The organism is Mucilaginibacter sp. (genome assembly GCF_041663085.1).
GTDB lineage: Bacteria > Bacteroidota > Bacteroidia > Sphingobacteriales > Sphingobacteriaceae > Mucilaginibacter.
Window position 1 is genome coordinate 1 of the sequence record NZ_JBAZRC010000038.1, and the last position, 21994, is coordinate 21994.

The 21994-nt window shown below is 43.9% G+C and carries 25 protein-coding genes and 1 tRNA gene; 15 read left to right on the forward strand and 11 right to left on the reverse strand.

The features are described 5' to 3' along the window. Positions 1-199 precede the first annotated feature (199 nt). Positions 200-685: a hypothetical protein gene (locus WC615_RS09540; RefSeq protein ID WP_372977875.1), complete on the forward strand. Its 486-nt coding sequence runs from the start codon at positions 200-202 to the stop codon at positions 683-685. A gap of 145 nt (positions 686-830) precedes the next feature. Here WC615_RS09540 and WC615_RS09545 read toward each other — a convergent pair whose 3' ends face one another. Further along, positions 831-1184: a CHC2 zinc finger domain-containing protein gene (locus tag WC615_RS09545; RefSeq protein ID WP_372977876.1), complete on the reverse strand. Its 354-nt coding sequence runs from the start codon at positions 1182-1184 to the stop codon at positions 831-833. Between the two features lie 107 nt (positions 1185-1291). On the opposite strand from WC615_RS09545, the gene WC615_RS09550 reads away from it, so the two are divergent. Then, the gene (locus WC615_RS09550; RefSeq protein ID WP_372977877.1) at positions 1292-1987 is read left to right on the forward strand and encodes an adenylate/guanylate cyclase domain-containing protein; all 696 of its coding nucleotides are present in this window, start codon (positions 1292-1294) and stop codon (positions 1985-1987) included. Positions 1988-2075: 88 nt separating this feature from the next. Further along, positions 2076-3098, forward strand: coding sequence for an LLM class flavin-dependent oxidoreductase (locus WC615_RS09555; RefSeq protein WP_372977878.1), 1023 nt, complete (start codon positions 2076-2078; stop codon positions 3096-3098). A gap of 203 nt (positions 3099-3301) precedes the next feature. Here the strand turns inward: WC615_RS09555 and WC615_RS09560 are convergent, their stop codons facing one another. From WC615_RS09560 to pbpC, 3 genes are all read right to left on the reverse strand, one after another. After that, positions 3302-3499 (reverse strand): hypothetical protein, encoded by a 198-nt coding sequence (locus WC615_RS09560; RefSeq protein WP_372977879.1) that lies wholly within the window; start codon positions 3497-3499, stop codon positions 3302-3304. Between the two features lie 88 nt (positions 3500-3587). Next, complete coding sequence (locus tag WC615_RS09565) at positions 3588-4298, reverse strand: 3'-5' exonuclease (protein WP_372977880.1); 711 nt, start codon at positions 4296-4298, stop codon at positions 3588-3590. Positions 4299-4307: 9 nt separating this feature from the next. Then, complete coding sequence (gene pbpC / locus WC615_RS09570) at positions 4308-6692, reverse strand: penicillin-binding protein 1C (protein ID WP_372977881.1); 2385 nt, start codon at positions 6690-6692, stop codon at positions 4308-4310. Positions 6693-6727: 35 nt separating this feature from the next. On the opposite strand from pbpC, the gene WC615_RS09575 reads away from it, so the two are divergent. Genes WC615_RS09575 through fbp form a run of 4 tightly spaced genes read left to right on the forward strand, consistent with a single transcriptional unit; the run spans position 6728 to position 9843 of the window. Next, the gene (locus WC615_RS09575) at positions 6728-7531 is read left to right on the forward strand and encodes a glycosyltransferase family 2 protein (protein ID WP_372977882.1); all 804 of its coding nucleotides are present in this window, start codon (positions 6728-6730) and stop codon (positions 7529-7531) included. Further along, entirely contained in the window at positions 7531-8247 is a 717-nt protein-coding gene (locus tag WC615_RS09580; RefSeq protein ID WP_372977883.1) for a tRNA1(Val) (adenine(37)-N6)-methyltransferase, read from the forward strand. The genes WC615_RS09575 and WC615_RS09580 overlap by 1 nt, the downstream gene beginning before the upstream one ends. A 31-nt stretch (positions 8248-8278) precedes the next feature. Continuing rightward, complete coding sequence (locus WC615_RS09585) at positions 8279-8770, forward strand: metallophosphoesterase (RefSeq protein WP_372977884.1); 492 nt, start codon at positions 8279-8281, stop codon at positions 8768-8770. A gap of 23 nt (positions 8771-8793) precedes the next feature. Further along, positions 8794-9843, forward strand: coding sequence for a class 1 fructose-bisphosphatase (gene fbp, locus WC615_RS09590; RefSeq protein WP_372977885.1), 1050 nt, complete (start codon positions 8794-8796; stop codon positions 9841-9843). 63 nt (positions 9844-9906) lie between these two features. On the opposite strand, the gene WC615_RS09595 is transcribed toward fbp, so the two are convergent. Continuing rightward, on the reverse strand, positions 9907-10398 hold the full coding sequence (locus WC615_RS09595; protein ID WP_372977886.1) for a MarR family winged helix-turn-helix transcriptional regulator: 492 nt from the start codon (positions 10396-10398) through the stop codon (positions 9907-9909). A 122-nt stretch (positions 10399-10520) separates the two neighbouring features. Between WC615_RS09595 and WC615_RS09600 the strand changes: the two genes are divergently transcribed. Continuing rightward, entirely contained in the window at positions 10521-10907 is a 387-nt protein-coding gene (locus WC615_RS09600) for a hypothetical protein (protein ID WP_372977887.1), read from the forward strand. 86 nt (positions 10908-10993) lie between these two features. Beyond that, positions 10994-11356: a DUF2200 domain-containing protein gene (locus tag WC615_RS09605; protein WP_372977888.1), complete on the forward strand. Its 363-nt coding sequence runs from the start codon at positions 10994-10996 to the stop codon at positions 11354-11356. A 6-nt stretch (positions 11357-11362) separates the two neighbouring features. Here the strand turns inward: WC615_RS09605 and WC615_RS09610 are convergent, their stop codons facing one another. The 5 genes from WC615_RS09610 to WC615_RS09630 all read right to left on the reverse strand — a co-directional run bounded on the left by WC615_RS09610 (position 11363) and on the right by WC615_RS09630 (position 13996). Beyond that, the gene (locus WC615_RS09610; RefSeq protein WP_372977889.1) at positions 11363-11683 is read right to left on the reverse strand and encodes a MazG-like protein; all 321 of its coding nucleotides are present in this window, start codon (positions 11681-11683) and stop codon (positions 11363-11365) included. Between the two features lie 6 nt (positions 11684-11689). Next, a complete protein-coding gene (locus tag WC615_RS09615) occupies positions 11690-12022 on the reverse strand; it encodes a nuclear transport factor 2 family protein (protein ID WP_372977890.1) in 333 nt (110 codons plus the stop codon). Positions 12023-12035: 13 nt separating this feature from the next. After that, entirely contained in the window at positions 12036-12953 is a 918-nt protein-coding gene (locus tag WC615_RS09620) for a helix-turn-helix domain-containing protein (protein WP_372977891.1), read from the reverse strand. A 4-nt stretch (positions 12954-12957) separates the two neighbouring features. Beyond that, entirely contained in the window at positions 12958-13767 is an 810-nt protein-coding gene (locus WC615_RS09625) for an SDR family oxidoreductase (protein ID WP_372977892.1), read from the reverse strand. Between the two features lie 155 nt (positions 13768-13922). Continuing rightward, positions 13923-13996 (reverse strand) — tRNA-His (locus WC615_RS09630). A gap of 108 nt (positions 13997-14104) precedes the next feature. On the opposite strand from WC615_RS09630, the gene WC615_RS09635 reads away from it, so the two are divergent. Both WC615_RS09635 and rnhA read left to right on the forward strand, forming a co-directional pair. After that, on the forward strand, positions 14105-16198 hold the full coding sequence (locus WC615_RS09635; protein ID WP_372977893.1) for a heavy metal translocating P-type ATPase: 2094 nt from the start codon (positions 14105-14107) through the stop codon (positions 16196-16198). Positions 16199-16284: 86 nt separating this feature from the next. Continuing rightward, positions 16285-16752, forward strand: coding sequence for a ribonuclease HI (rnhA, locus tag WC615_RS09640; protein WP_372977894.1), 468 nt, complete (start codon positions 16285-16287; stop codon positions 16750-16752). Positions 16753-16772: 20 nt separating this feature from the next. On the opposite strand, the gene WC615_RS09645 is transcribed toward rnhA, so the two are convergent. Continuing rightward, positions 16773-17264, reverse strand: coding sequence for a YajQ family cyclic di-GMP-binding protein (locus tag WC615_RS09645; RefSeq protein ID WP_372977895.1), 492 nt, complete (start codon positions 17262-17264; stop codon positions 16773-16775). Positions 17265-17423: 159 nt separating this feature from the next. Between WC615_RS09645 and ppk1 the strand changes: the two genes are divergently transcribed. From ppk1 to WC615_RS09665, 4 genes are all read left to right on the forward strand, one after another. Beyond that, a complete protein-coding gene (ppk1, locus tag WC615_RS09650; RefSeq protein ID WP_372977896.1) occupies positions 17424-19478 on the forward strand; it encodes a polyphosphate kinase 1 in 2055 nt (684 codons plus the stop codon). Next, on the forward strand, positions 19475-20362 hold the full coding sequence (locus WC615_RS09655) for an exopolyphosphatase (RefSeq protein ID WP_372977897.1): 888 nt from the start codon (positions 19475-19477) through the stop codon (positions 20360-20362). The genes ppk1 and WC615_RS09655 overlap by 4 nt, the downstream gene beginning before the upstream one ends. Before the next feature lie 162 nt (positions 20363-20524). Then, on the forward strand, positions 20525-21088 hold the full coding sequence (locus tag WC615_RS09660; RefSeq protein WP_372977898.1) for a UbiX family flavin prenyltransferase: 564 nt from the start codon (positions 20525-20527) through the stop codon (positions 21086-21088). Positions 21089-21290: 202 nt separating this feature from the next. Further along, positions 21291-21782, forward strand: coding sequence for a DUF6265 family protein (locus WC615_RS09665; RefSeq protein WP_372977899.1), 492 nt, complete (start codon positions 21291-21293; stop codon positions 21780-21782). The last annotated feature ends 212 nt before the right edge of the window (positions 21783-21994 follow it).

Below are 21994 nucleotides of genomic sequence, written 5' to 3' on the forward strand. Positions count from 1 at the left end.
GAAGTGGCGTAATTGGTAGCCGCACCAGACTTAGGATCTGGCGCCGCGAGGCGTGGGGGTTCGAGTCCCTTCTTCCGCACTAAGTTTAAAAGCCGTTAACTGAATAAGTTAGCGGCTTTTTTTGTTTCATATCACTTTTAAATTAGGCTTGAAACTTGATAATAATTACTAAGTTTGATTGTACCTAAATCTTAAATTCATGAAAAAAACCTTACTCACATTGTTCGTGGTTATTATCGCGGCCTCCGTTTATGCGCAAGATCAGCCAAAAAAGCTGTCAGAAGGCGTTGTTTTAACAGTTGGACTTATGCAAAAGCTATCCAGCAAAGTAAATCATACCGGTGATATCATAGATATGCAAGTAACAGAACCTTATATTATCGGAGATCGAGTAATATTAAATAAGGGCTTAAAAGTTTCCGGCCATTTAACTGAATGCACCAAAGCTAAGGGGATGGGTAAGCCTGGCACCATCAATATATCGGTAGATTACCTTACACTGGAAGATGGTAGGATAATTAAATTAACGTCCGATTTAAAACAAGAGGGTAAAAATCGCACGGGATCTGCCATTGCAGAAGCTGTTGTGTTAACGCCGTTTTTTTTGCTAAAAAAGGGTAAAGAGGTTACATATGATATAGGGCAAACGTTCAAAGTTTACGTAGCTAAAGATTATGATATTTGATTTGCGTAATTAGAAGGCTATTTCAATAGTAATAATCAATAGTAATAATTCGGTGATAAGGCTATCTTCCGTACTAAATTTTAAAAGCTGTTAACTAATAAGTTAACGGCTTTTTTGTTGCAGAAGGTTCATTGTAATCGAACGCTTATTTCGGGAAAGTCTTTTCGGCTATATCGGCAATTACTTTAGTGCGGTTTTTATTTTCAATCCTCATCAAAAACTCCATTGGCCCACCTTCGGCGCCACAGCCAAAACATTTAAATACATTGCTTTGCGGGATAATAAGCAGGGAGGTAGTTTCATCTTTATGAAACGGGCATTTGCCCTTTAAGGCTTTGCGGCTGGGTTGCAGTAAAATATATTTGGATGCAATATCAACAAGGTTCATCGAGCTGTTCATCATGTGGAAATCTGGGTCGCAAACATACCTAATGCCATTTTTAAGGGCAACACTTGTGGAAAAGTATATAGCGGGAGAGGTGTTTGCCCAAATTGTCATCCGGAGATTAAAATAAAGTCACCCATTTATCACGACGGTGTTTTTTAAATTTTGTTTAAAATGTTTTCCTCACCTTGTCGTCTATACCGTTATAGATACTTTACAACATGGAAAACGATTACCTGATGCTGAATACTTGCTGCCCCGCAGCAGCCGATATAAAACCCGATACCGAACAGGAGCTAACTATTTTATTCCTTGATATACGCAACTTTACCCGGCTGATGGAAGTTCAGTCGAGCCAGTCGGTTATACAGGTAGTCCGCCGCCTGTTTACGGCATTTAACCAGGTTGTTAAAAATTTCCAGGGGAAGGTTGTTGAGGTAGCCGGCGATAACCTATATGCCGTATTTGGCTTGCAAACCAATGTGCGCGAGGCCGCAAACAATGCTTACCAGGCCGCTAAAATGATGTTTAAAACAGTAAGCCTGTTTAATACTGCTTATGCCGAACCTTTTTACGGAGGGCCGCTTGAAATTGGTGTGGGTATTAATACCGGGAAGGTTTTTGTAGGTGAATTTGCGCTTGATGGGCCGCCCGCCTTATCTGTAATGGGTTTACCTGTAAATATCGCGTCACGGTTGCAGTTAAAAACCAAAGAACTGAACAACGATCTGCTGATTTCGGAAGATACCTATCGCCTGCTTGATGGCGAAGGTGGTGTTTTTGAACAGCAAACCGTACGGTTACAAGGCATAACCCGGGGGCAGCAGGTACGCCTGGCTGGTAATCCATATATTAATGGACATAGCCTGGCGGGCACAAGGCAGGATATGGATTATCTGCTGGCCATTTCCGGCTAATATTTCCCCAATGTCAAAATCCGTATAGCTGTTATAACAAGCGAAACAAATTTCCGATATTTGATGTTTAAACATGTAAATTAAAAATATGGAAGTAGGGGTTGATAGTTTTGCTTCGGCCATGTATGGCACGGGTAACGCGCTTAGCAGTGTTGATGCTATGGCGCAGTTATTAGAAAGGATAGAGCATGCCGATAAGGTAGGCCTTGATGTGTTCGGTATAGGCGAGCACCATAAAAAAGAATTTTTAGATTCGGCACCGCATGTGATCCTGGCAGCAGCAGCAGCCAAAACGAACCGCATCCGCTTAACCAGCGCAGTTACTGTATTAAGCGCGAGCGACCCGGTACGGGCTTATCAAAACTTCGCAACGCTCGATCTAATCTCTAAAGGCCGGGCCGAAATGGTGGTTGGCCGGGGCTCGTCAGTGGAAGCCTACCCGCTTTTTGGTTTCAGTTTGAATGATTATGACGCGCTTTTCAGGGAGAAGCTTGATCTTCTACTCAATGTAAGGGATAATGAATTTATTACCTGGTCGGGCAGGTTTAGGGCGGCTTTAGATAACCAACCTGTTTATCCGAGAGCATTGCAGGAAAAGCTACCTATATGGCTTGGTGTTGGCGGCACACCCGAGTCGTTCGCGAGGGCGGGCACTTTAGGTTTACCTTTAATGGTTGCCGTTATAGGCGGCGAAACACACAGGTTCCGCCCGCTGGTTGATATTTACCGCGAGGCTGGTCGCCGTGCAGGGTTTACGCCCGATCAATTGAAGGTAGGTTTACATTCCCCGGGTTATGTAGCCGCTACTGATGAACAAGCCATTGCAGATTATTATCCCGGCTATGCCGAGCTATGGACAAAATTAGGACGGGAGCGGGGTTGGCCGCCGGTAACCAGGCCACAGTTTGATAGCCTGGTGGCGCCAAAAGGCGTTTTAGTTGTTGGCGGGCCACAGCAGGTTGCCGAAAAGTTATTAAGGCACAGCGAGGCTTTAGGCGGTGTAGACAGGTTTACCTTTCAGATGGATAACGCGGGTTTAACGCATGCGCAACTGATGAGTTCAATAGAACTGATCGGCACCAAGGTTATTCCGTTGCTTAAAAAGACTTAATGTTATTACAACATTGTCAGTTTTGGGCTCAATAGTAATCTGTAAATATTACAGCTTCGCAAGCTGAAAGCTTGCTTGGTTTGGGGTCTAAGTTGAAAACATAGACCAGTAATTGAGCCTTTTAAATGTAACCCAAGACAAACAGCAGTTAAAGTTCGCTTTATTGATTCAGCGAAGTTTAACTGCTGTCAAATTATGGGCTGTTACGATCCTAAGGGACAAGGCTCATCTGGCATCAGACAGTAGCTATGATTAACAGGTATTCCGCCAAAGTATCCACCTGAAAAACAACTTTTCCTTACTTTGCCGTCCGGGCATGGTGGTTCTACTGGATTACCACCTAAAATTTTTTTTGTTTCCTCTCTTGTAAGTAGCTTGTACTTGGTACTGATTTTTTTCATAGTTTTTTAGTTTTATTGTTTATCACAATGTAACTAAAAATGGAAAAAGAACCTATATTTCAGATTTATTTTTTATCTGCATATCGCCTCAAACTATCGTCACATATTCATCCTCAATCAAACTCTCTCCGCGATAGCGACGAATAAGTTGCGCAGTAGCGATCACATCCTTTTGGCAGTAGGTGCAAATGCGTTCTAAGGCGTTCTCAACCCAATACACATGGCCGACCTGGCTGCCGTCTATATCATCTTTTGGGGTAGGAATATTGAAAATAGCGGTAAGCAGGTTTAACGAAGTGTAATTTTTATAGTCGCCGAATTTCCAAAGCTCCATGGTATCCAGGTGGGGAATCTCCCAGGGCTTTTTACCCTGAATTTGTAAATGCGGCGGGAACGGTACGCCGTTGATCAGCATGCGGCGGCAAATGTACGGCAGGTCGAACTCCTTGCCGTTATGTGCGCATAGAATCATGCTGAGGGGCTGTCCGCTCAGCATCTTGCTGAAATCTTCCAGCAATTCCTTTTCATCGTGCCCTGCGAATGATTTTACACGCAAGCCCGGGTGGTTGCCGCCGCTGTTGGTAAATATCCCTACCGAAATGCATACTATTTTGCCAAACTCGGCCCATATGCCCGCTCGTTCATAAAATGCCTCGGCGGTTTCTTCGTTGCGTACGTTGCGGGTTTTGTGTGCCCATAGTTCCTGCATGTGTTCGGGCACTTCGGCATGGGTAGGGTACTGCGGTACGGTTTCAATATCTAAAACCATCAGGTTGCTTAGGTCGTATTGTTCAAGCATAGCACTAAGTTATTTATTCTTATCCAGCACCTCAAAATTTATTTGCAGGGTGTTACCGGCGTTATCAACCAAAGTAAGTTTATGTAAACCCGGCGATGGGTTGAGCGCCATTTGCTGGAACGCGCTGCTTTCACCCACATATTTACCATCCAGATGCCAAAATATCTTTGCGCCCGACTGCCTATGCGCCGCGTTACAGATCATGCGTCCGCGTTTGCCGTCGGCCTCTAGCGGTACGTAAACCTTGGCGCCGTCTTTCGGGTAGATGAGTTCCATCGGGTTGGCTTCGGCCTGATCGCAGCCCGGGACAAAAGGCGGCAGTACGTGATACTGGTAGTTCTTGGTCTTGTAATAATACTCCATGGATGGTGGCAGCACAAACCAGCTTTTATTGATCATGTTATCCGGCGAGGTGCAATTACCCGTCACCTGGTATTTTAGATCGGCAGATAAATGCACCAGTTTATGCCACGGGCAAACGGGTGCCTTAAGTCCTGTTTTGGGCACCCATTGCTCCACCGCGTTATCGCAGTATTGCCCGGCACGGTAACCGCTTTCTCGGCAAACCCTTATTTTGACCAGTTCGCCGGTAGGCTCATCAAACCATTCGCGCGCAGCAGGGAGCAGGCGGAAGATCTCGAACAGTACCGGCGCGGCGGTGCTGATTCCCGTTAAACCCGGCCGGCCTTCGCCATCAGTATTACCCACCCAAACGCCCACCACGTATTTGGGTGTGATGCCGATTGCCCAACCATCCCTGAAGCCGAAGCTGGTGCCGGTTTTCCAGGCAATGCGCTGGGTAGAGCTGAACTGCTGCCAAAGCATTTCCTCGCCCGGGCGCATTACTTCTTCCATGGCCTGCAGCGTGTAATAGATAGATCCGGCATCCAGCAAGCCGTTCTTTTCCAATTTGGGTTTCTCCGCAATAGTTTTAGCGTATACGGGCGAATGGTAATCATCAGCGCTGTATTTCCCCCCGTTTTTGTTATAATGATTTAGCACACGGGCCATATCTGCGTATGCGCCGGTAAGTTCCCAAAGGGTATTTTCGCCGCCGCCGAGTATTAGTGATAAGCCGTAATGGTCGGCAGGTTGTTTAAGGGTGCTGATGCCTATTTTTTGTAGCTTATCATAAAAGCGCTCGTATTTGTATTGCTGCAGCAGTTTTACCGCAGGGATGTTTAATGAGCGCGAGAGCGCGTTTGAAGCAGGCACTGCGCCATCATACCCCAGGTCAAAATTCTCGGGGTGGTAGCCCGCTATCTGCGTGGGTACATCGGGGATAAGACTGTTGGGTAGTATCAAGCCATCGTGCAGCATACTGGCGTAAAGCAGCGGTTTTAGCGTACTCCCCGGGCTGCGCGGCGCGTTCACCACATCCACATCGCTCTCCATTTCAGGATCTTCGCGGTGGGCTATATTGCCGGCGTAGGCCAGTGTGGCACCTGTTTCCACATCTAAAACTACGGCCGCAATGTTGTTAATGTCATTAGCTTTTAAAACCTGGTGGTGTTTTTCCAGTATATCGCCAACCTGTTCCTGCAAGCTGCTTTTAATGGTCGTTTTTAAGCGGGTTAAGGCCTGTTTTTTACTTTTGAAATCGGCCTTAAAACGTTGCAGCAGGTGGGGGGCATTCTGCGGTAAAGGCATAGGTTTTTCGGGCACGGGCTCAAATTTGGCGAGCGCGGCGGTGGTGCTGTCGATAGTGCCCTGGTGATAAAGCCTGTCGAGCAGCAGGTTGCGCTTTCTTAAAAGGATCTGTCTGTTTTTGCCGGGGTGTACTAATGATGGCGAGTTGGGCAGTACAGCCAGCGCAGCCATTTCGCCCCAGGAGAGTTTTTCGGGCCCGCGGCCAAAGTACCGCCAAGATGCTGCATCCAGCCCGATAACATTGCTTCCGAAAGGGGCGTTGCTGGCATACAGGGCCATTATTTCTTTTTTACTGTAGGTGATTTCCAATCGCAGGGCCATGAAAATTTCTCCCAGCTTATTCCAAACGGTGCGGTTGTGGTGGGTGCTCAGGCGTATTACCTGCATGGTGAGTGTGCTGCCACCGCTGGTTACTTTTTTTGATTTGATATTTTGTTTAATGGCCCTGCCAAATGCCAATGGGTCAAATCCCCAGTGGCTTTCAAAGCGTTTATCCTCAAAGGCAATAATGCATTTGGCGAACTTTGAGGGTACCTCCGCGTTGTATGGGAAGCGCCATTGCCCGTCGGTTGCTATGGAGGCACCCAGCAGCTGGCCGGTATCATCATCAATAACAAACGATGTTGGGGTGTTAAACAGTGGTTTGGGCAGGCATAAGGCAAACCATAACGCTAAAGCAAACAAAATAGCCGTTAATATCATTACTTTTGGCTTTTTAAGATTTTGCTTTATTCGCGATAGCATTAAATTGATATTTTATAATTCACAATGAAACCATCATGAGCCCCCGGCTCAAAACCGGAATGATAAAAACGGCTCATGATAGCTTCATCACCATAAAAAAACAAATTATTCTGATGAAAATAGGTAAATTATCAATAATTATCCCGGCATATAATGAAGGTGGCACCATTCACCTCATTCTGAACAAGATAAAAGCTGTTGATTTGATTGATGACATCCGAAAGGAAATAATAATTGTGGATGACTGCTCTACCGATAACACCGAAAAGGCTGTAGCTAATTATAAGGCAGAAAATACCACTCTCGATATCAGATATTTTAAACACCCGCACAATTTAGGCAAAGGTGCGGCTTTACATACAGGTATTGCACAGGCTACAGGCGACTATACCATCATCCAGGATGCGGATCTGGAATATGATCCTGCCGAATACAACGACCTGCTAAAGCCCATTTGCAATGGCTTTGCCGATGTGGTTTACGGTTCGCGCTTTATGGGCAGCAACCCGCACCGCATCCTTTTCTTTTGGCACACTATAGGCAACAGGTGGTTAACGTTCCTCTCCAATATGATGAGCAACCTTAACCTTACCGATATGGAAACCTGCTATAAACTGTTTAATACCAAACTGCTGCAATCTATAAAATTACGTGAGCAACGCTTTGGTTTTGAGCCGGAAGTAACTCAAAAAGTTGCGCGAATCCCCAAGATCCGTATATACGAGGTGGGGATTTCATACTATGGCCGTACATATGATGATGGTAAAAAAATAGGATGGAAGGACGGCGTACGCGCTATTTATTGTATTCTTAAATATGGGCTTTTCAATACCAAATAATGGGCGCAGACATCTTTAAATTCAAACAATTTGAGGTTGACCAAAGCGGTTGCGCCATGAAGATAAATACCGATGGGGTGTTGCTTGGCGCATTGGCCACTGCAAATAACCCCAAAAGTATTGTTGATATTGGTACCGGTACAGGCGTAATTGCCCTGATGCTGGCCCAAAGGTTTGCTGTAGCGCATATTGATGGGGTTGATATTGATCAGGACTCCGCAGAGGCAGCCGACAGGAATTTTAAAGCATCCCCTTTTTTGTACAGGGTATACTCAACCTTTAATACTTTTGAGGGATATTTTAAAAACTATTATTGGAAAAAACACGACCTGATCGTATCCAACCCACCTTTCTTTTTAGATTCGCTTGCATCAGCCGATGAGCAAAAACGACTTGCACGGCATACCGACGGTACTTTTTTTAAGAAACTGTTGCGCTGTGCAGATGAATACCTCACAGATACAGGTACATGCCAATTGATATTACCTTTGCCAACAGCATCGGTAGTAAAGGATCTGCTGCCCAAATATCAGCTGCACTTGCAAAGGGTTATCTCCATAAAATCGTTTGCCGATTCTGTACCGCATCGCGAGATATTAACCTTCGGCAAAGAGCAGAAAGGTATTGTTGAAGATGAATTTGTAATTTATGATGCACCCAAAGTTTATTCACTGGAATACCAATTGGCTTTGGGAGATTTCCTGACAATATTTTAAATAAATTCGAAATTAACATTCGAAATAAAAAATGACCCGCATAGGCCTTATATCAGATACCCACGGTTTTTTAGACGACGCCGTTTTTAAGCATTTTGAGAATTGTGACGAGATTTGGCACGCCGGCGATTTTGGAAATATTGCGCTGGCCGATAAATTAGCTGCCTTTAAACCGCTGAGGGGCGTATATGGCAATATCGACGGAACTGATGTGCGACAAGTGTACCCGGAGCACCTGCGTTTTATGTGCGAAAAGGTGGATGTTTGGATGACGCATATTGGCGGTTATCCCGACAGGTATGCGCCGGATGTAAAGCGTGAAATATACACTAAGCCTCCCGGTTTGTTCATCAGTGGGCACTCGCATATCCTGAAAGTAATTTACGATAAAAAGATAAATTGTTTGCATTTAAACCCCGGTGCTGCTGGGAAACAGGGCTGGCACAAGGTGCGTACTTTAATAAGATTTTCTATAACTGATGAAAAAATTCATACCTTAGACGTTATTGAACTGCATGAATAATATGTAGTTTTTACACTAAGCTAATGAAAGCAGTTAAAACTTTAGGGCAATTTATTATTGAAAAACAGGCCGATTTTCCATACGCAAAAGGGGAGTTGTCGCGGTTGTTGCGGGACATTGGCATAGCCGCCAAAATTGTAAACCGCGAGGTGAACAAAGCCGGCCTTGCCGACATTTTAGGCGATGCCGGTACCATGAACATACAGGGCGAAGGGCAAAAGAAACTGGATGTTTACGCCAACGAGCAATTTATATCGGCACTTAAATATGGCGGAGAATGCTGCATGGTAGCATCCGAAGAAAACGACGAATGCATCCATATAGATTCGGAAGTATCAAAAAATGCCAGGTACATTGTAGCTATCGACCCGTTGGACGGCTCATCAAATATTGATGTGAACGTAGGGGTGGGCACCATCTTTTCTATCTATCGCCGTATATCGCCGGAAGGCAAAGCAAACCTGGCTGATGTATTGCAGCGCGGTACCGAGCAGGTTGCCGCAGGGTATGTAATTTACGGCTCATCAACCATGCTGGTGTATACTACCGGCAAAGGTGTTAACGGCTTTACTTTAGATCCCTCGATAGGCGAGTTCTGCTTGTCGCACCCCAATATGTGCATCCCGGATGATGGAGTTATTTATTCTATAAACGAAGGCTACTATTCACATTTCCCGGATGGGGTAAAAAAGTATATTAAGTATTGCCAGGTAGAGGATGCCAAAACAAAAAGGCCTTACACATCACGTTATATCGGCTCTATGGTGGCCGATCTGCATCGCAACATGATAAAAGGCGGCATATTTATTTACCCACTAACCGCAGCCGCGCCAAATGGTAAACTGCGTTTGGTTTATGAATGTAACCCCATGGCATTTATTATAGAGCAGGCGGGCGGTACCGCAAGCAACGGCTACAACCGTATTTTAGAACTTGACGTGACCGAACTGCACCAGCGCTCAGCCATCTTTATCGGCTCAAAAAATATGGTGGCGAAAGCCGAAGAAATGATGGCCTGCTTTTCGCCGCAGCTTACTAAAAAGAATTTTGAGGGAGAGGTGTGTTTGCAATAATTGAAAACTGGCACACTGTTTATCCTTATAAATGGGTTGGATTTAAACCATGGTGTTAAGATGCTATTGCGGATTGTTTTTGGCCGCTAAACTTTCATGATAATCCATAATAGTGTTCAAAACCCGTACAGCTATTTCCAGGTCTTTCTCGCCAACCAATGTTTTGTATATTTTGCTCATCTTAAATATATCGTTATTGGCTTTGAGCATCATTTGTTTGCCTTTGTGCGTTAATTCAAGTATTTCACTTCGTTTATCTCCGCTATTGGGGCGGCTAACAATCATGCCGTTCTTCTCTAACTCAGCAATTGTACGGCTCATGTTTTGTTTGGGGATCAATGTTGTACGTGCAAGTTCTGCTACTGTACTTCCGTCTACACTGATGTTACAAATAACCGGCATATAGGATATCTTCATATTACCCCAGTAATTTTTAATTGTATGATGTGCCCAGCTATCAAAATATCTTTTTAAATTATGAATAAGCCGCTGCCAGTTTTTATCCTGTAACCCTTCATAAGCCTTTAGTTGCTTGTCTGTTTTTGTGTCGTACATAAGGCAAATATAAATAATATGGTAATCATTGATTACTATTTTTAATATTTAACTATTTGCTGACAATTCAACCAATAGATAGGACAGCTAAAACAATTTTCCGCCATATTTATTATTTGTGGATGATAACAGTAATTGGGATTTTTGATAACGTAAACCTTGCAGAAGAAGCAAGCTCGTACCTGTTGGGGAACGAATTTACAAGTGAAAATATTGACATCCACACCCACGGAGAGCAAACAGATGAACATAACCGTATAGGTGATTTTTTCAGCCACCTGATAGATGATGAAAGGCAGGCCGAGCATTTTGCCTCTCTTGGGCGTAAGGGCTCTATTGTTACCGTACATGCGGTATCAGCGCGTGAAGCCCAGGAAGCAGCTGATGCCCTGAACAATTACGGGGCGATTGAAGTTAACGCGGAAGACGATAGCCCATCGCACAGCCAGATGATTGAACGTATAGTAGCCGATGATAAACGATTACGTGGCAGTTACCCTGTTAGGTAAACACACGTTTGCAGGTGCGTTTTAGTTTGTAAATGTTTTATAGTTATTTTGGGATAACTAATATCAAATAACTTCATATAAAAGGTATGGACACCACCGACAAACACAACGAGCGTATTGCAAAAATGACCTTTGCATCGGTTTACCCCATGTACGTGGCAAAGGTGGAGAAGAAGGGCCACACAAAAGAAGAATTGCACCAGGTGATAACGTGGTTAACCGGTTTTGACGATAGCAGGCTACAAGAGCTGATGGATCAAAAAGCAACTTTTGAAACCTTTTTTCAGGCGGCATCGCTAAACCCCAATGCATCCCTTATTACAGGGATGATCTGCGGGTATCGTATAGAGGAAATAGACAACCCTTTAACACAGCAGGTTAGGTATTTGGATAAACTGGTAGATGAGCTGGCGAAAGGGAGGAAGATGGAGAAGATATTGCGTGCATAACTTTTGTTACTTTATCAAACTTTCCGTCTTTGTTAAAAAAGCTTCTGTTGCCTGTTTAATATCTATATCCATTCTATTGGCTAAAACTATCAGCCACCAAATGCTTTCGCCCAGTTTATGCTGCAGTTCAGTATCGGTATTGGCTTTGGGCCAGCGCTGTTGCTGCGACATGGTTAATCGGCCAACTAACGCGGCATCTGTTAAAAATGCTAATGCATCTTCTTCCACGGTCCATTCGCTGCCGTGGTGTGATACTTCCAGTTCGTGATATTTCTCTCTAAGCGCCAGTGAACGCTCAATAATGGTGTCGAAATTATTATTCTCCATTTTTGCTTAAATTAAATCTGCCTTTGCCGCAGCTATTTTTCCATTATTAAATATAAAATCAAACGTGCCGCCTATTTTTCCTTCAGGAAAGGTGCCGGTAAACTCTACTTCTAAATGGGCATGGTCGTGGTTGATATTTAGCTTTACCAGTTTAGTTTGCGTATTGTATCCTATAAAATAGCTTGTAAAATAATCGCGGATGCCTTTGTGACCGATAAACTTCCTGCCAACAGAAGGGTCGTCTAAAACCGCATCGGCTTCATACTTGTCTAAGTACTTTTCGGTTTGGTAAGCATTGCTCACACTTATCCAATCTGTTATAAATTCTTTAATATCCATTATTTGCTTGCTGTTAATTAAAAGATGTCCTGAACTCCAGCGGGGTAACATTGGTTTTCTTTTTAAATACTTTATTGAATGATTGCGGGTGTTCAAACCCCAAATGGTAGGCAACTTCTGCAACAGATAAATTGGAAGTGGATAGATATTCTTTTGCTTTTTCAATCAACTTTTCATGAATATGTTGCTGGGCATTCTGCCCGGTCAGCGAGCGGAGCATATCGCTCAGGTAGCGTGGCGAAACATGCAAACGGTCGGCCAGGTATTCTACAGTGAGGAGTCCGCTTTTTAAAGTCTCGTATTTGGTGAAATAATCATCCAATATTTCTTCCATCTGTGCCAGCAGATCATGGTTTACGGCTTTTCGTGTAATAAACTGGCGTTTGTAAAATCGGTTACTGTAATTCAGTAAGACCTCAATAAAAGAGATCATTACTTCCTGGCTAAAATCATCAATAGTTCCGTTTATTTCATTTTGGATGTTCTCCAGAATACCTAAAACTATTGTTTTCTCTTTGTCTGATAAATGCAAGGCCTCATTTGCCTCGTAAGAGAAAAACCCGTACGATTTGATGTTTTTACCTAAGGGATAATTCCTGATAAAATCGGGGTGTACCAGCAGGGAGAAACCCTCGTACTCTGTATCATCGCCAATAATAGAGATTAATTGATTGGGGGCGGTAAACACCATGCCGCCCTCATCAAAATCGTAGTAGCCCTGACCGTAGCCAATATTCCCCTTTAGTGTTTTTTTGTAGGAGATCTTATAAAAGTTAAACAAAAAGGAATGATTAAGCTGATCTTTGTTCACCACCATTTTGGTGTTATCCACCAGGCTGATTAGCGGGTGCAGCGGTTTTGGTAAACCCAACATTTGGTGTAATTCTGATACAGAATTAACTTTCACCGGGCTATTGGCTTCTTTTTTCATTTTACTAATCTACTAATTCTCCAAAAACAGTTTTGTTCATTTCCTTAACCGCAGCTTCGGCGCCAATTTCCAGTCGCCTTGAATAAAGCTGGTTGGCAAATTCTCCTGCAACATAGCGTAATTGTTTTTTATCGTCGGTGGCGGCTTCATATACTACATCAGCTATCCATTCTGCGGGTTCAAAATTATCAGGGTTCATCAGATCGAATAATTTGGTCAGCCCTTGTTCGTAAGCAGGGTGCCTGGCTACATCTAATGACGGCCCTGCGAAGTTGGTTTTGATACCCCCGGGCGCAATGGTTTTAATGCCGATATTGTGCAGCCCCAACTCGTACGACATGCTTTCGCTCCAGCCCTCTAACGCCCATTTGGTAGCATGATAGATAGAATCTAACGGGAAGGTAAGCAAGCCTCCGATAGAAGTGGTAGTAATGAACAACCCGTTTTTCTTTTCCCTAAAGTAAGGTATAAAAGCTTGCGTAACGCGGATAACACCCAATAAATTGGTATCTATCTGTTTTATCAGTTGTTCATCGCTAAATGCCTCCAGGGCGCCTATAAGGCCATAGCCCGCATTATTGAAAACCACGTCAATGTTATGTGTTTCAATGGCTGTTTTTACGGTAGCCCGGATTTGTTCGGGGTTGGTTACATCCAATGGCAAAAGCGTTACATTTTCTAAGGTGTTTAGTTCTGTTTCCTTAGCGGGGTTACGCATGGTGGCGATAACATTCCAGCCTTTGCTTTGAAATAATTTGGCAGTTGCTTTACCTAAACCGGTAGAAGCCCCTGTAATAAAGATTGTCTTTTCCATTTTTGTGATTGTTTAAAATTTACAATACAAAAGTGGGCAGAAGCTAATGGCTAAATGTTGCCATAGTGATGTTTGTATTAGCCAAAATGACGAAGGGTTAAATAATAACAGGGAGTAAACAAAAAACGCTCCTCATTTTCATGAGAAGCGTTATGGGTAAATGATGGGGCTCGAACCCACGACCCTCGGTACCACAAACCGATGCTCTAACCAACTGAGCTACATCTACCGTGTTTGGAGGATGCAAAAATAGAAATCTTAAGCCAATATGCAAAGCATTTTTTAAAATTACACTAAGCTTACCTGTTTCAGCGGGTTACAGTTTATTTTTGTGGTTATGGCAGAGCAGTTAGTGGAGTTGAATGTTACGGGTATGCATTGCAATAATTGCGCAATGAGCATTCATAAATTACTGGAGAAGAAAGGCTTGCACGATGTGCTGGTGAGTTTCGCGTCCGAGGAGGTGAAATTCAGCACCGCCGACCAGTCCATTCTTCCGCAAATTATAAAAGATATAGAGGGCCTTGGTTTTAAGGTTGTAGACGAGGAAAATGTGCAGCCAACGCCTTTTTATGATAAGGTAGAGAACAAATTTATCTTCTGCGCCATATTTACCGCACCACTTTTACTGCACATGCTGCTGCCCTGGCATTTTCTGCATAACCCCATCATTCAGTTAATTTTATGCCTGCCGGTGTTTATTGTGGGCTGCATGCACTTTGGTAAAAGTGCCTACAGCTCGTTAAAGAACGGGATGCCTAATATGGATGTGCTCATCTTTATCGGTTCTGCCAGTGCCTTTATATATAGCCTGGTGGGTACTATTGAAAATTTGGGCGGGCAGTACCTGTTTTATGAAACCGCCGCTACCATAATTACGCTGGTGCTGCTGGGTAACGTGTTCGAGAAGCGCTCGGTAAACCAAACCACATCCGCAGTAAAAAACCTGATGAAGTTTCAGCAGGTTAACGCCAACAGAGTTGTTAACGGTAGTGTTGAACTTATAAGCGCCAAAGATGTTGCCGCGGGCGATGTTTTACTGGTGAACGAAGGCGACCAGGTGCCCGTAGATGGGGATGTTATATCTGGTGATGCACTGATCAACGAAGCCATGATAACTGGTGAAAGCATGCCTGTAGCCAAAACCAAATATGATAAAGTTATAGGCGGCACTATTGTACAACAGGGTAACATCCGCATATCGGCTACTAAGGTGGGGGCTAACAGTACGCTTTCGCAAATTATCGACCTGATGAAAAAAGCGCAGGCCGCCAAACCGCCGGTGCAAAAACTGGGCGATAAGGTAGCTTCGATATTTGTACCCGTGGTATTACTGATAGCCCTCGGCACGTTTGTAATAACCTATTTTGCTACTGATGCCGGCTTGCAGCGTTCTATGATGAACGCCATAGCGGTGATGGTAATATCATGCCCATGTGCTATGGGTTTGGCCACGCCAACGGCTGTAATGGTGGGATTGGGTCGCGCGGCTAAGAATGGTATCCTGATAAAAGGCGGCGATACCATAGAGGCTGTTGCCAACACCAAATATGTATTGTTTGATAAAACCGGTACGCTTACCACGGGCAAATTCAGTATTAAAGAAATAAAAGTGGAGGAGGGTTTTAACATAGAGCAGATCCGCGGGGTGATCAGCGCTATTGAGGAACGCTCAAACCACCCTATCGCCAAATCGTTTGTGAGCGAGTTGCAAGCCTATCCGCAGCAGAAAATTATATTGCGCACCGCTAAGGAAGAGAAGGGGTTGGGCATGCGCGCCGAGGATGTGGACGGTAACAACTACTTTCTGGGCTCGGCTAAACATAAAACGCCCGATCATTTTAACCTTACACTTTACCGCAACCAGGTGCGCATGGCGCAGATAGCTGTTGATGATACCATAAAACCCAATGCCGCCAACCTGATAGCCCAATTAAAAAAAGCCGGCATTACGCCAGTATTGGTGAGCGGTGATAAAGCCCTGCGCTGTAATGCCCTGGCTGCCACTTTAGGCATAAAAGAAGTACATGGCGAAATGTTGCCTGAGGATAAGCTGAAGGTGGTTGATATGTACCGCAAAAAAGGCAAAACCATTATGATTGGTGACGGCATAAACGATGCCCCGGCACTTACCCAGGCAGATGTTGGCGTATCTATGAACGATGCCAGCCATATAGCCATTCAATCGGCTAAGGTTATCTTGCTTAACACGGACCTGCAATCGGTGGTGACTTTTTTACAGATCAGCAAACACACACTTATTACCATCAAACAAAATCTTTTCTGGGCATTTGCTTATAATATTGTAGCTATACCTATAGCCGCGCTTGGCTTTTTAAACCCGATGGTAGGGGCCTTTGCCATGGCATTTTCGGATGTTATTGTAATAGGCAACTCGTTGCGGTTGAAAGTGAAAAAAGTTAATGGTTAATAGCCGTTAAATAAAGTTTTATACTTTTGAAGCTTGAAATGAACGGTTCTTACTATCAACTATGAACCATCAACCATAAGCTAATAATGATAGAAATTTACACAGACGGTGCATCAAGCGGAAACCCGGGTCCGGGTGGTTATGGGGTTATATTACGGTCGGGCCAGCATTATAAAGAGCTTTCCGCCGGGTTTCGTAAAACCACCAATAACCGTATGGAACTGCTGGCGGTTATTACCGGGCTGGAAGCTATCAAAACACCAAACCAACAGGTAACCATCTTCTCCGACTCTAAATATGTTATAGACTCCATCGAAAAAAGATGGGTGCACGGCTGGGTAGCCAAAGGCTTTAAGGATAAAAAGAATAAAGATTTGTGGTTACGATACCTGGCAATAGCCAAAGCGCACCAGATAAAGTTTGTATGGGTACGCGGCCACAACGGCCACCCCGAAAACGAGCGCTGCGACCAGCTCGCTGTTGCTGCCGGTAAACAAAAAGACCTGCTCATTGATTCTGTTTTTGAAGTAGAATCAGCTAAAGCAGGTCTGTAATAATGTATTAGGAAGGATACTTAGTTCCGCATATTTATATACTGCAACGGCTGGCCAAAGTCTTCGGTACGGCAAAGGCTGATAACGGCTTGCAGGTCGTCAATCTTTTTGGCAGTAACCCGCACCTGGTCGTCCATAATAGCTGCCTGTACTTTAAGGCCACTGTCTTTTATCTTCTTTACAAGCTTTTTAGCAGCTTCTTTATCTATACCTTCTTTTATCTTGATCTCCTTACGGATCATGTTGCCTGATGCATATTGCTCTTTACCAAAGTCAAGCGCCTTAGGGTCCAGGTTTTGCTTTACCATACGGCTGATGATGGAATCGGTAATGGCTTTCAGGCGCATATCATCCTCTGTTACAATGGTAACCTCATTGGTTTTTTTATCCAGGTCGATAGTGCTTTTTGAACCGTTAAAGTCATAACGGTTCAGTATTTCTTTTTTCGCAACGTTAATGGCGTTATCAAGTGTTTGTCCGTCAATCTTGCTTACTATATCAAATGATGGCATAATGTTGTTTTTTTATAATTAACACAAAGCTAATGTAACAATTGCATTCGCCATATACATTATAGGCTAATATTAAATTTAATATACAAAACATCTTAAAATACAGATAAGTTAATATTAACTTAACAAATAAATAAGCAGCTTTGTGGCTATAGCTATATGGATACTAAGAACATTCCGTTAATAAACAGGGAAATAAGCTGGTTGTATTTTAATGACAGGGTTTTGCAGGAAGCTGCCGACCCAACCGTGCCGCTTATTGAAAGGATTAAGTTCCTGGCTATATTCTCATCAAACCTTGACGAGTTTTACCGTGTAAGGGTAGCAACCCTTAGCCGTTTAGCCAATTTAAACGAACGCGCTAAAGAGATATTAGGCTACAACCCTAAAAAAATACTAAGCCAGATAAAAAGTATTGTTGTAAAACAGGAGAAGAAATTTCATAACCTGTACGAGAACATTATTGTAAAGCAACTGGCCGAAGAGAAGATCTTTATCCTGAATGATAAGCAACTGAACGTTACCCGCGGGGAGTTTGTGAAAAGCTTTTTCAGGGAGAGGCTGCTATCTACCCTGGTGCCTATTATGCTGGATGACGAACTGCCGCTGCCTGAACTGCGCGACAGGGCCATCTACTTTTTTGTAAGGCTTACCAAAAATAAAAAATCGCGCTACGCGCTTATCGAATTTCCGGATAATCTTTCCCGGTTTTTGGTACTGCCCGAAACAAATAACCTGAAGTTTATTATCCTGCTTGATGATATTATCAGGTATAGCCTGGAGGATATCTTTTTCATATTCGATCATGATTCGATAGAAGCGTATTCGCTGCAGCTTACCCGCGATGCGGAGCTTGACCTTGATAAAGAAGTGAGTGTAAAATTTGTGGATGCTTTGAGCAAAAGCCTGCAAAAAAGGCGCAAAGGCAAACCCATGCGTTTGCTTTATGACAGCGAAATGCCACCCGATATGATTGGCTATCTCGTCAAAAAAATGAAGATAGATAAGGGGAGCCTTATACCCGGTAACCGTTACCATAACTTTAAGAACTTCATATCTTTCCCTAACGTGGGGAGGCCCGATCTGGAGTATAAAAAGAACAGCGCGCTGCCTGTTGCAGGGCTGTCGTTCGGTAAAAGTTTGATGGGGATGATCGCTAAGAAAGATTTCCTGATCAGCACGCCATACCAGTCGTTTGATTATGTGATCCACTTTTTGCGCGAGGCCGCTATTGACCCAAAAGTAAAAGAGATCAGCATTACGGTATACCGCCTGGCCGAAAATTCAAAGATCATCCATGCGCTGATCAACGCCGCTAAAAACGGTAAAAAGGTGAACTGCCTGGTTGAGCTGCGCGCCCGTTTTGATGAACAGAACAATATCTACTGGAGCAATAAGCTGGAAGAGGAGGGTGTAAACGTGCTTTATGGCATCGACGGTTATAAGGTACACTCTAAAATTTGCCTGGTTACCCGTATGGAAAAAGGTAAACCAGCGCATTACGCTTGCCTGTCTACCGGTAACTTTAACGAGAAAACAGCTTCGATATATGCAGACCATACCATTCTTACGGCCGATAAAAGGATCACTGTAGACCTGGTAGCCATTTTTAGGGCATTGAATAAAAGCATATTGCCAAAGGGCTTAAAAACACTCATCGTATCGCCAATTGATTCGCGCCCGGCTATCTATAAACTGATAGATAACGAGATGAGGTTTGCCAAAGCCGGCAAAAAGGCCTACATGACATTTAAAATGAACAGCCTTGCCGATGAGCAACTCATCAACAAACTATACCAGGCCAGTAACGCGGGGGTGAAGATAAAACTCATTGTACGTGGTATGTGCTGCCTGATACCGGGCCAGAAAGGCTTTAGCGAAAATATTGAGGTAATAAGTATTGTGGATAAATACCTGGAGCATGCCCGTGTGCATATTTATGGCAACGGCGGCAAAGAGCTTGTTTATTTAACAAGCGCCGATTTCATGACCCGCAATATTGATAACCGCGTAGAAGTTGGCTTCCCTATACTGGATGATGACTTGCGGAAAGAGGTTAGGGATATCATAAATATCCAGCTGGAAGATAACACCAAGGCCCGGGATATTACCGGTAACGCCGTTAACAGGTACCACAAAACCCGGTCGGAGTTGCTTACCCGTGCGCAAATAGACATTTACACCTATCTGAAAAATAAAAACATAACAAATTGAGATACGCCGCCATTGATGTAGGGTCGAACGCAGTAAGGCTGCTGATAGCCGAAATTATAGAGAATAACGGTTCAATATCGTTTAAGAAGAATACGCTGATACGTGTACCGGTAAGGCTTGGAGACGACGCCTTCCTGGACAAGAATATATCTGAGAAAAAAACTACCGACCTGGTAAAATCTATGCAGGCTTTTCGTAACCTGATGGATGTTTATAAGGTTACCGATTACATGGCCTGCGCCACATCGGCCATGCGCGAAGCAAAGAACGGGCAGGCGGTTGCCGACCTGATCAAAACCGAGGCCAACATCGACCTGCAAATTGTGCACGGCGAAAGCGAAGCCAAAATAATTTATGCCAGCCATGCCGAGCTTAATATCGATAAAAGCAAAAACTACCTGTATATTGATGTAGGTGGCGGTAGTACCGAACTTTCGTTGTTTAGTAACGGCGAACTGGTGGCGTCGCAGTCATTCAATCTGGGTACCATCCGTATTTTGGATAACCAGGACAAGGACGAGACCTGGAACGAAATGAAAGATTTTATCCGCGAGCATACCAAGGGGTACAAAAACATCTACGGCATTGGTACCGGTGGTAATATCAATAAACTGTACAAACTATCGCAGGAAAAAGATGGTGTTGCTTTAAGCTATATTAAATTAAGGGCGCTATATAATTACCTTGATTCCTTTTCGCTGAAAGACCGTATCAACGTGTTGGGACTTAACCAGGACAGGGCCGACGTAATAATCCCCGCTTGCGAAATTTATTTAACTGTGCTGAAATGCGCAAATATTAAGAGTATTTACGTGCCTACAGTAGGAATGGTTGACGGAATTATACAAACTTTAATTGAAAAGAACTATACTTCAGTACATTAAATTTATTTTAATAAATTGTTTAATAATTAAGAAACACTTGTTATATTTGTAATGCCCGCTCAAAGGGCATGTTTTTCATAGGTAGATGTAGGGTCGAGTACGAGTTATTCGACCCTTTTTTGTGCCTGTAACTTTTCTTCCGTTTATTTGTACTATTCCATTATGAAAAAGAAAATTGTTGTTGCGGTTACCGGTGCAAGCGGGTCTATTTATGCCAAACTATTACTTGATAAATTGCAGCAGCTGCAAGGGCAAATTGCAGAGGTTGCCGTTGTAATGAGCGACAACGCCAAACAGGTTTGGGAATTTGAGCTGGATGATACCACCCACGGCAATTACCCATTTAAAACCTACGCCAAAAACGATTTTATGGCGCCCTTCGCATCAGGCTCGGCCAGGTTTGATACTATGGTTGTTGTACCATGCTCTATGGGCACACTGGGCCGCATAGCATCCGGAGTGTCTGACGACCTGATAACGCGCGCCGCTGATGTGATACTGAAAGAACGCCGCAGGCTGATACTGGTAGCCAGAGATACCCCTTTAAACCTCATCCATATCCGCAATATGCAAACCGTTACTGAGGCAGGTGCTATTATTTGCCCGGCCATACCATCGTACTACAGCAAACCCAAAACTATTGAAGAACTAGCCATGACGGTGGTAAACCGCATCATTGACCTGATAGGCCTGGAGAACGAGAGTTACAGGTGGGAGGGGATATAGATAATTAGTGATTGAAGGCTTCGCGATTTTACTCACCCGGTCGTTGCTTCGCTCGACCACCCTCTCTCCGCAAGCGGAAAGAGGGATTGAAAGTTATATTCTTCACCCTTTTTGCGCAGCAGAGAGGGTCGACCAGCGCAGCGCAGTCGGGTGAGTGAACTTTCCTACAGGCGGAAACCGACAAATTATTATATTTATCATCATGAAAAAAGCATTACTCTTCATCCTGCTTATCTCAGTAATAACCGGCTCCGCATCCGCGCAGCTAAAAAAAGCATCAGTAAAAGACCTTGCCTTTATGGCCGGCACCTGGACTCTTAAACACGAGTGGGGCGATATGGAGGAATTTTGGGGCCCGCCAATGGGCGATAACATGGTAAGCACCTTTAGGTGTGTTAAGGACGGGAAGATCGTGTTTTATGAATTTATGGCGATAGAACAAACCGGCAGCATCCCGGTACTTAAACTTCGCCACTTTAACAAAGGCAGCATAGGGTGGGAGGATAAAGATAAGCCCTACCTGATGCCCGCTGTAAAAATCGACAAAGACCAGGTGGTGTTTCAGTCACTTGATAAAAATGTTATTATAACCTATAAGCGCATCAGCCCGCTAAAAATGGATTGCATTTTGGATGAAAAGGGTAAGGATGGGAAATGGAAAAAGGATGTGTTTAATTATACGTTGAGGAGGTAATATTCTTTTCCCAACCTGTGATTTCGCAATTTAACTCACCCGGTCATTGCTTCGCTCGACCACCCTCTCTTCGCTGCGCGGAAAGAGGGCTTTGCAATTATCTTCACCCTCTTTGCGAAGCAGAGAGGGTCAACCAGCGAAGCGTAGTCGGGGTGAGTTGTTGGTGAGAACACCAACAAGTGGGATAAATTTTCCCGCCGTTGTTGGTGTTG

What these genes read in the sequence shown, in the direction of transcription:
- WC615_RS09540 (WP_372977875.1), top strand. Translation starts at nt 200, where the DNA reads ATGAAAAAAACCTTACTCACATTGTTCGTGGTTATTATCGCGGCCTCC.
- WC615_RS09545 (WP_372977876.1), bottom strand. Translation starts at nt 1,184, where the DNA reads ATGACAATTTGGGCAAACACCTCTCCCGCTATATACTTTTCCACAAGT.
- WC615_RS09550 (WP_372977877.1), top strand. Translation starts at nt 1,292, where the DNA reads ATGGAAAACGATTACCTGATGCTGAATACTTGCTGCCCCGCAGCAGCC.
- WC615_RS09555 (WP_372977878.1), top strand. Translation starts at nt 2,076, where the DNA reads ATGGAAGTAGGGGTTGATAGTTTTGCTTCGGCCATGTATGGCACGGGT.
- WC615_RS09560 (WP_372977879.1), bottom strand. Translation starts at nt 3,499, where the DNA reads ATGAAAAAAATCAGTACCAAGTACAAGCTACTTACAAGAGAGGAAACA.
- WC615_RS09565 (WP_372977880.1), bottom strand. Translation starts at nt 4,298, where the DNA reads ATGCTTGAACAATACGACCTAAGCAACCTGATGGTTTTAGATATTGAA.
- pbpC (WP_372977881.1), bottom strand. Translation starts at nt 6,692, where the DNA reads ATGCTATCGCGAATAAAGCAAAATCTTAAAAAGCCAAAAGTAATGATA.
- WC615_RS09575 (WP_372977882.1), top strand. Translation starts at nt 6,728, where the DNA reads ATGAGCCCCCGGCTCAAAACCGGAATGATAAAAACGGCTCATGATAGC.
- WC615_RS09580 (WP_372977883.1), top strand. Translation starts at nt 7,531, where the DNA reads ATGGGCGCAGACATCTTTAAATTCAAACAATTTGAGGTTGACCAAAGC.
- WC615_RS09585 (WP_372977884.1), top strand. Translation starts at nt 8,279, where the DNA reads ATGACCCGCATAGGCCTTATATCAGATACCCACGGTTTTTTAGACGAC.
- fbp (WP_372977885.1), top strand. Translation starts at nt 8,794, where the DNA reads ATGAAAGCAGTTAAAACTTTAGGGCAATTTATTATTGAAAAACAGGCC.
- WC615_RS09595 (WP_372977886.1), bottom strand. Translation starts at nt 10,398, where the DNA reads ATGTACGACACAAAAACAGACAAGCAACTAAAGGCTTATGAAGGGTTA.
- WC615_RS09600 (WP_372977887.1), top strand. Translation starts at nt 10,521, where the DNA reads ATGATAACAGTAATTGGGATTTTTGATAACGTAAACCTTGCAGAAGAA.
- WC615_RS09605 (WP_372977888.1), top strand. Translation starts at nt 10,994, where the DNA reads ATGGACACCACCGACAAACACAACGAGCGTATTGCAAAAATGACCTTT.
- WC615_RS09610 (WP_372977889.1), bottom strand. Translation starts at nt 11,683, where the DNA reads ATGGAGAATAATAATTTCGACACCATTATTGAGCGTTCACTGGCGCTT.
- WC615_RS09615 (WP_372977890.1), bottom strand. Translation starts at nt 12,022, where the DNA reads ATGGATATTAAAGAATTTATAACAGATTGGATAAGTGTGAGCAATGCT.
- WC615_RS09620 (WP_372977891.1), bottom strand. Translation starts at nt 12,953, where the DNA reads ATGAAAAAAGAAGCCAATAGCCCGGTGAAAGTTAATTCTGTATCAGAA.
- WC615_RS09625 (WP_372977892.1), bottom strand. Translation starts at nt 13,767, where the DNA reads ATGGAAAAGACAATCTTTATTACAGGGGCTTCTACCGGTTTAGGTAAA.
- WC615_RS09635 (WP_372977893.1), top strand. Translation starts at nt 14,105, where the DNA reads ATGGCAGAGCAGTTAGTGGAGTTGAATGTTACGGGTATGCATTGCAAT.
- rnhA (WP_372977894.1), top strand. Translation starts at nt 16,285, where the DNA reads ATGATAGAAATTTACACAGACGGTGCATCAAGCGGAAACCCGGGTCCG.
- WC615_RS09645 (WP_372977895.1), bottom strand. Translation starts at nt 17,264, where the DNA reads ATGCCATCATTTGATATAGTAAGCAAGATTGACGGACAAACACTTGAT.
- ppk1 (WP_372977896.1), top strand. Translation starts at nt 17,424, where the DNA reads ATGGATACTAAGAACATTCCGTTAATAAACAGGGAAATAAGCTGGTTG.
- WC615_RS09660 (WP_372977898.1), top strand. Translation starts at nt 20,525, where the DNA reads ATGAAAAAGAAAATTGTTGTTGCGGTTACCGGTGCAAGCGGGTCTATT.
- WC615_RS09665 (WP_372977899.1), top strand. Translation starts at nt 21,291, where the DNA reads ATGAAAAAAGCATTACTCTTCATCCTGCTTATCTCAGTAATAACCGGC.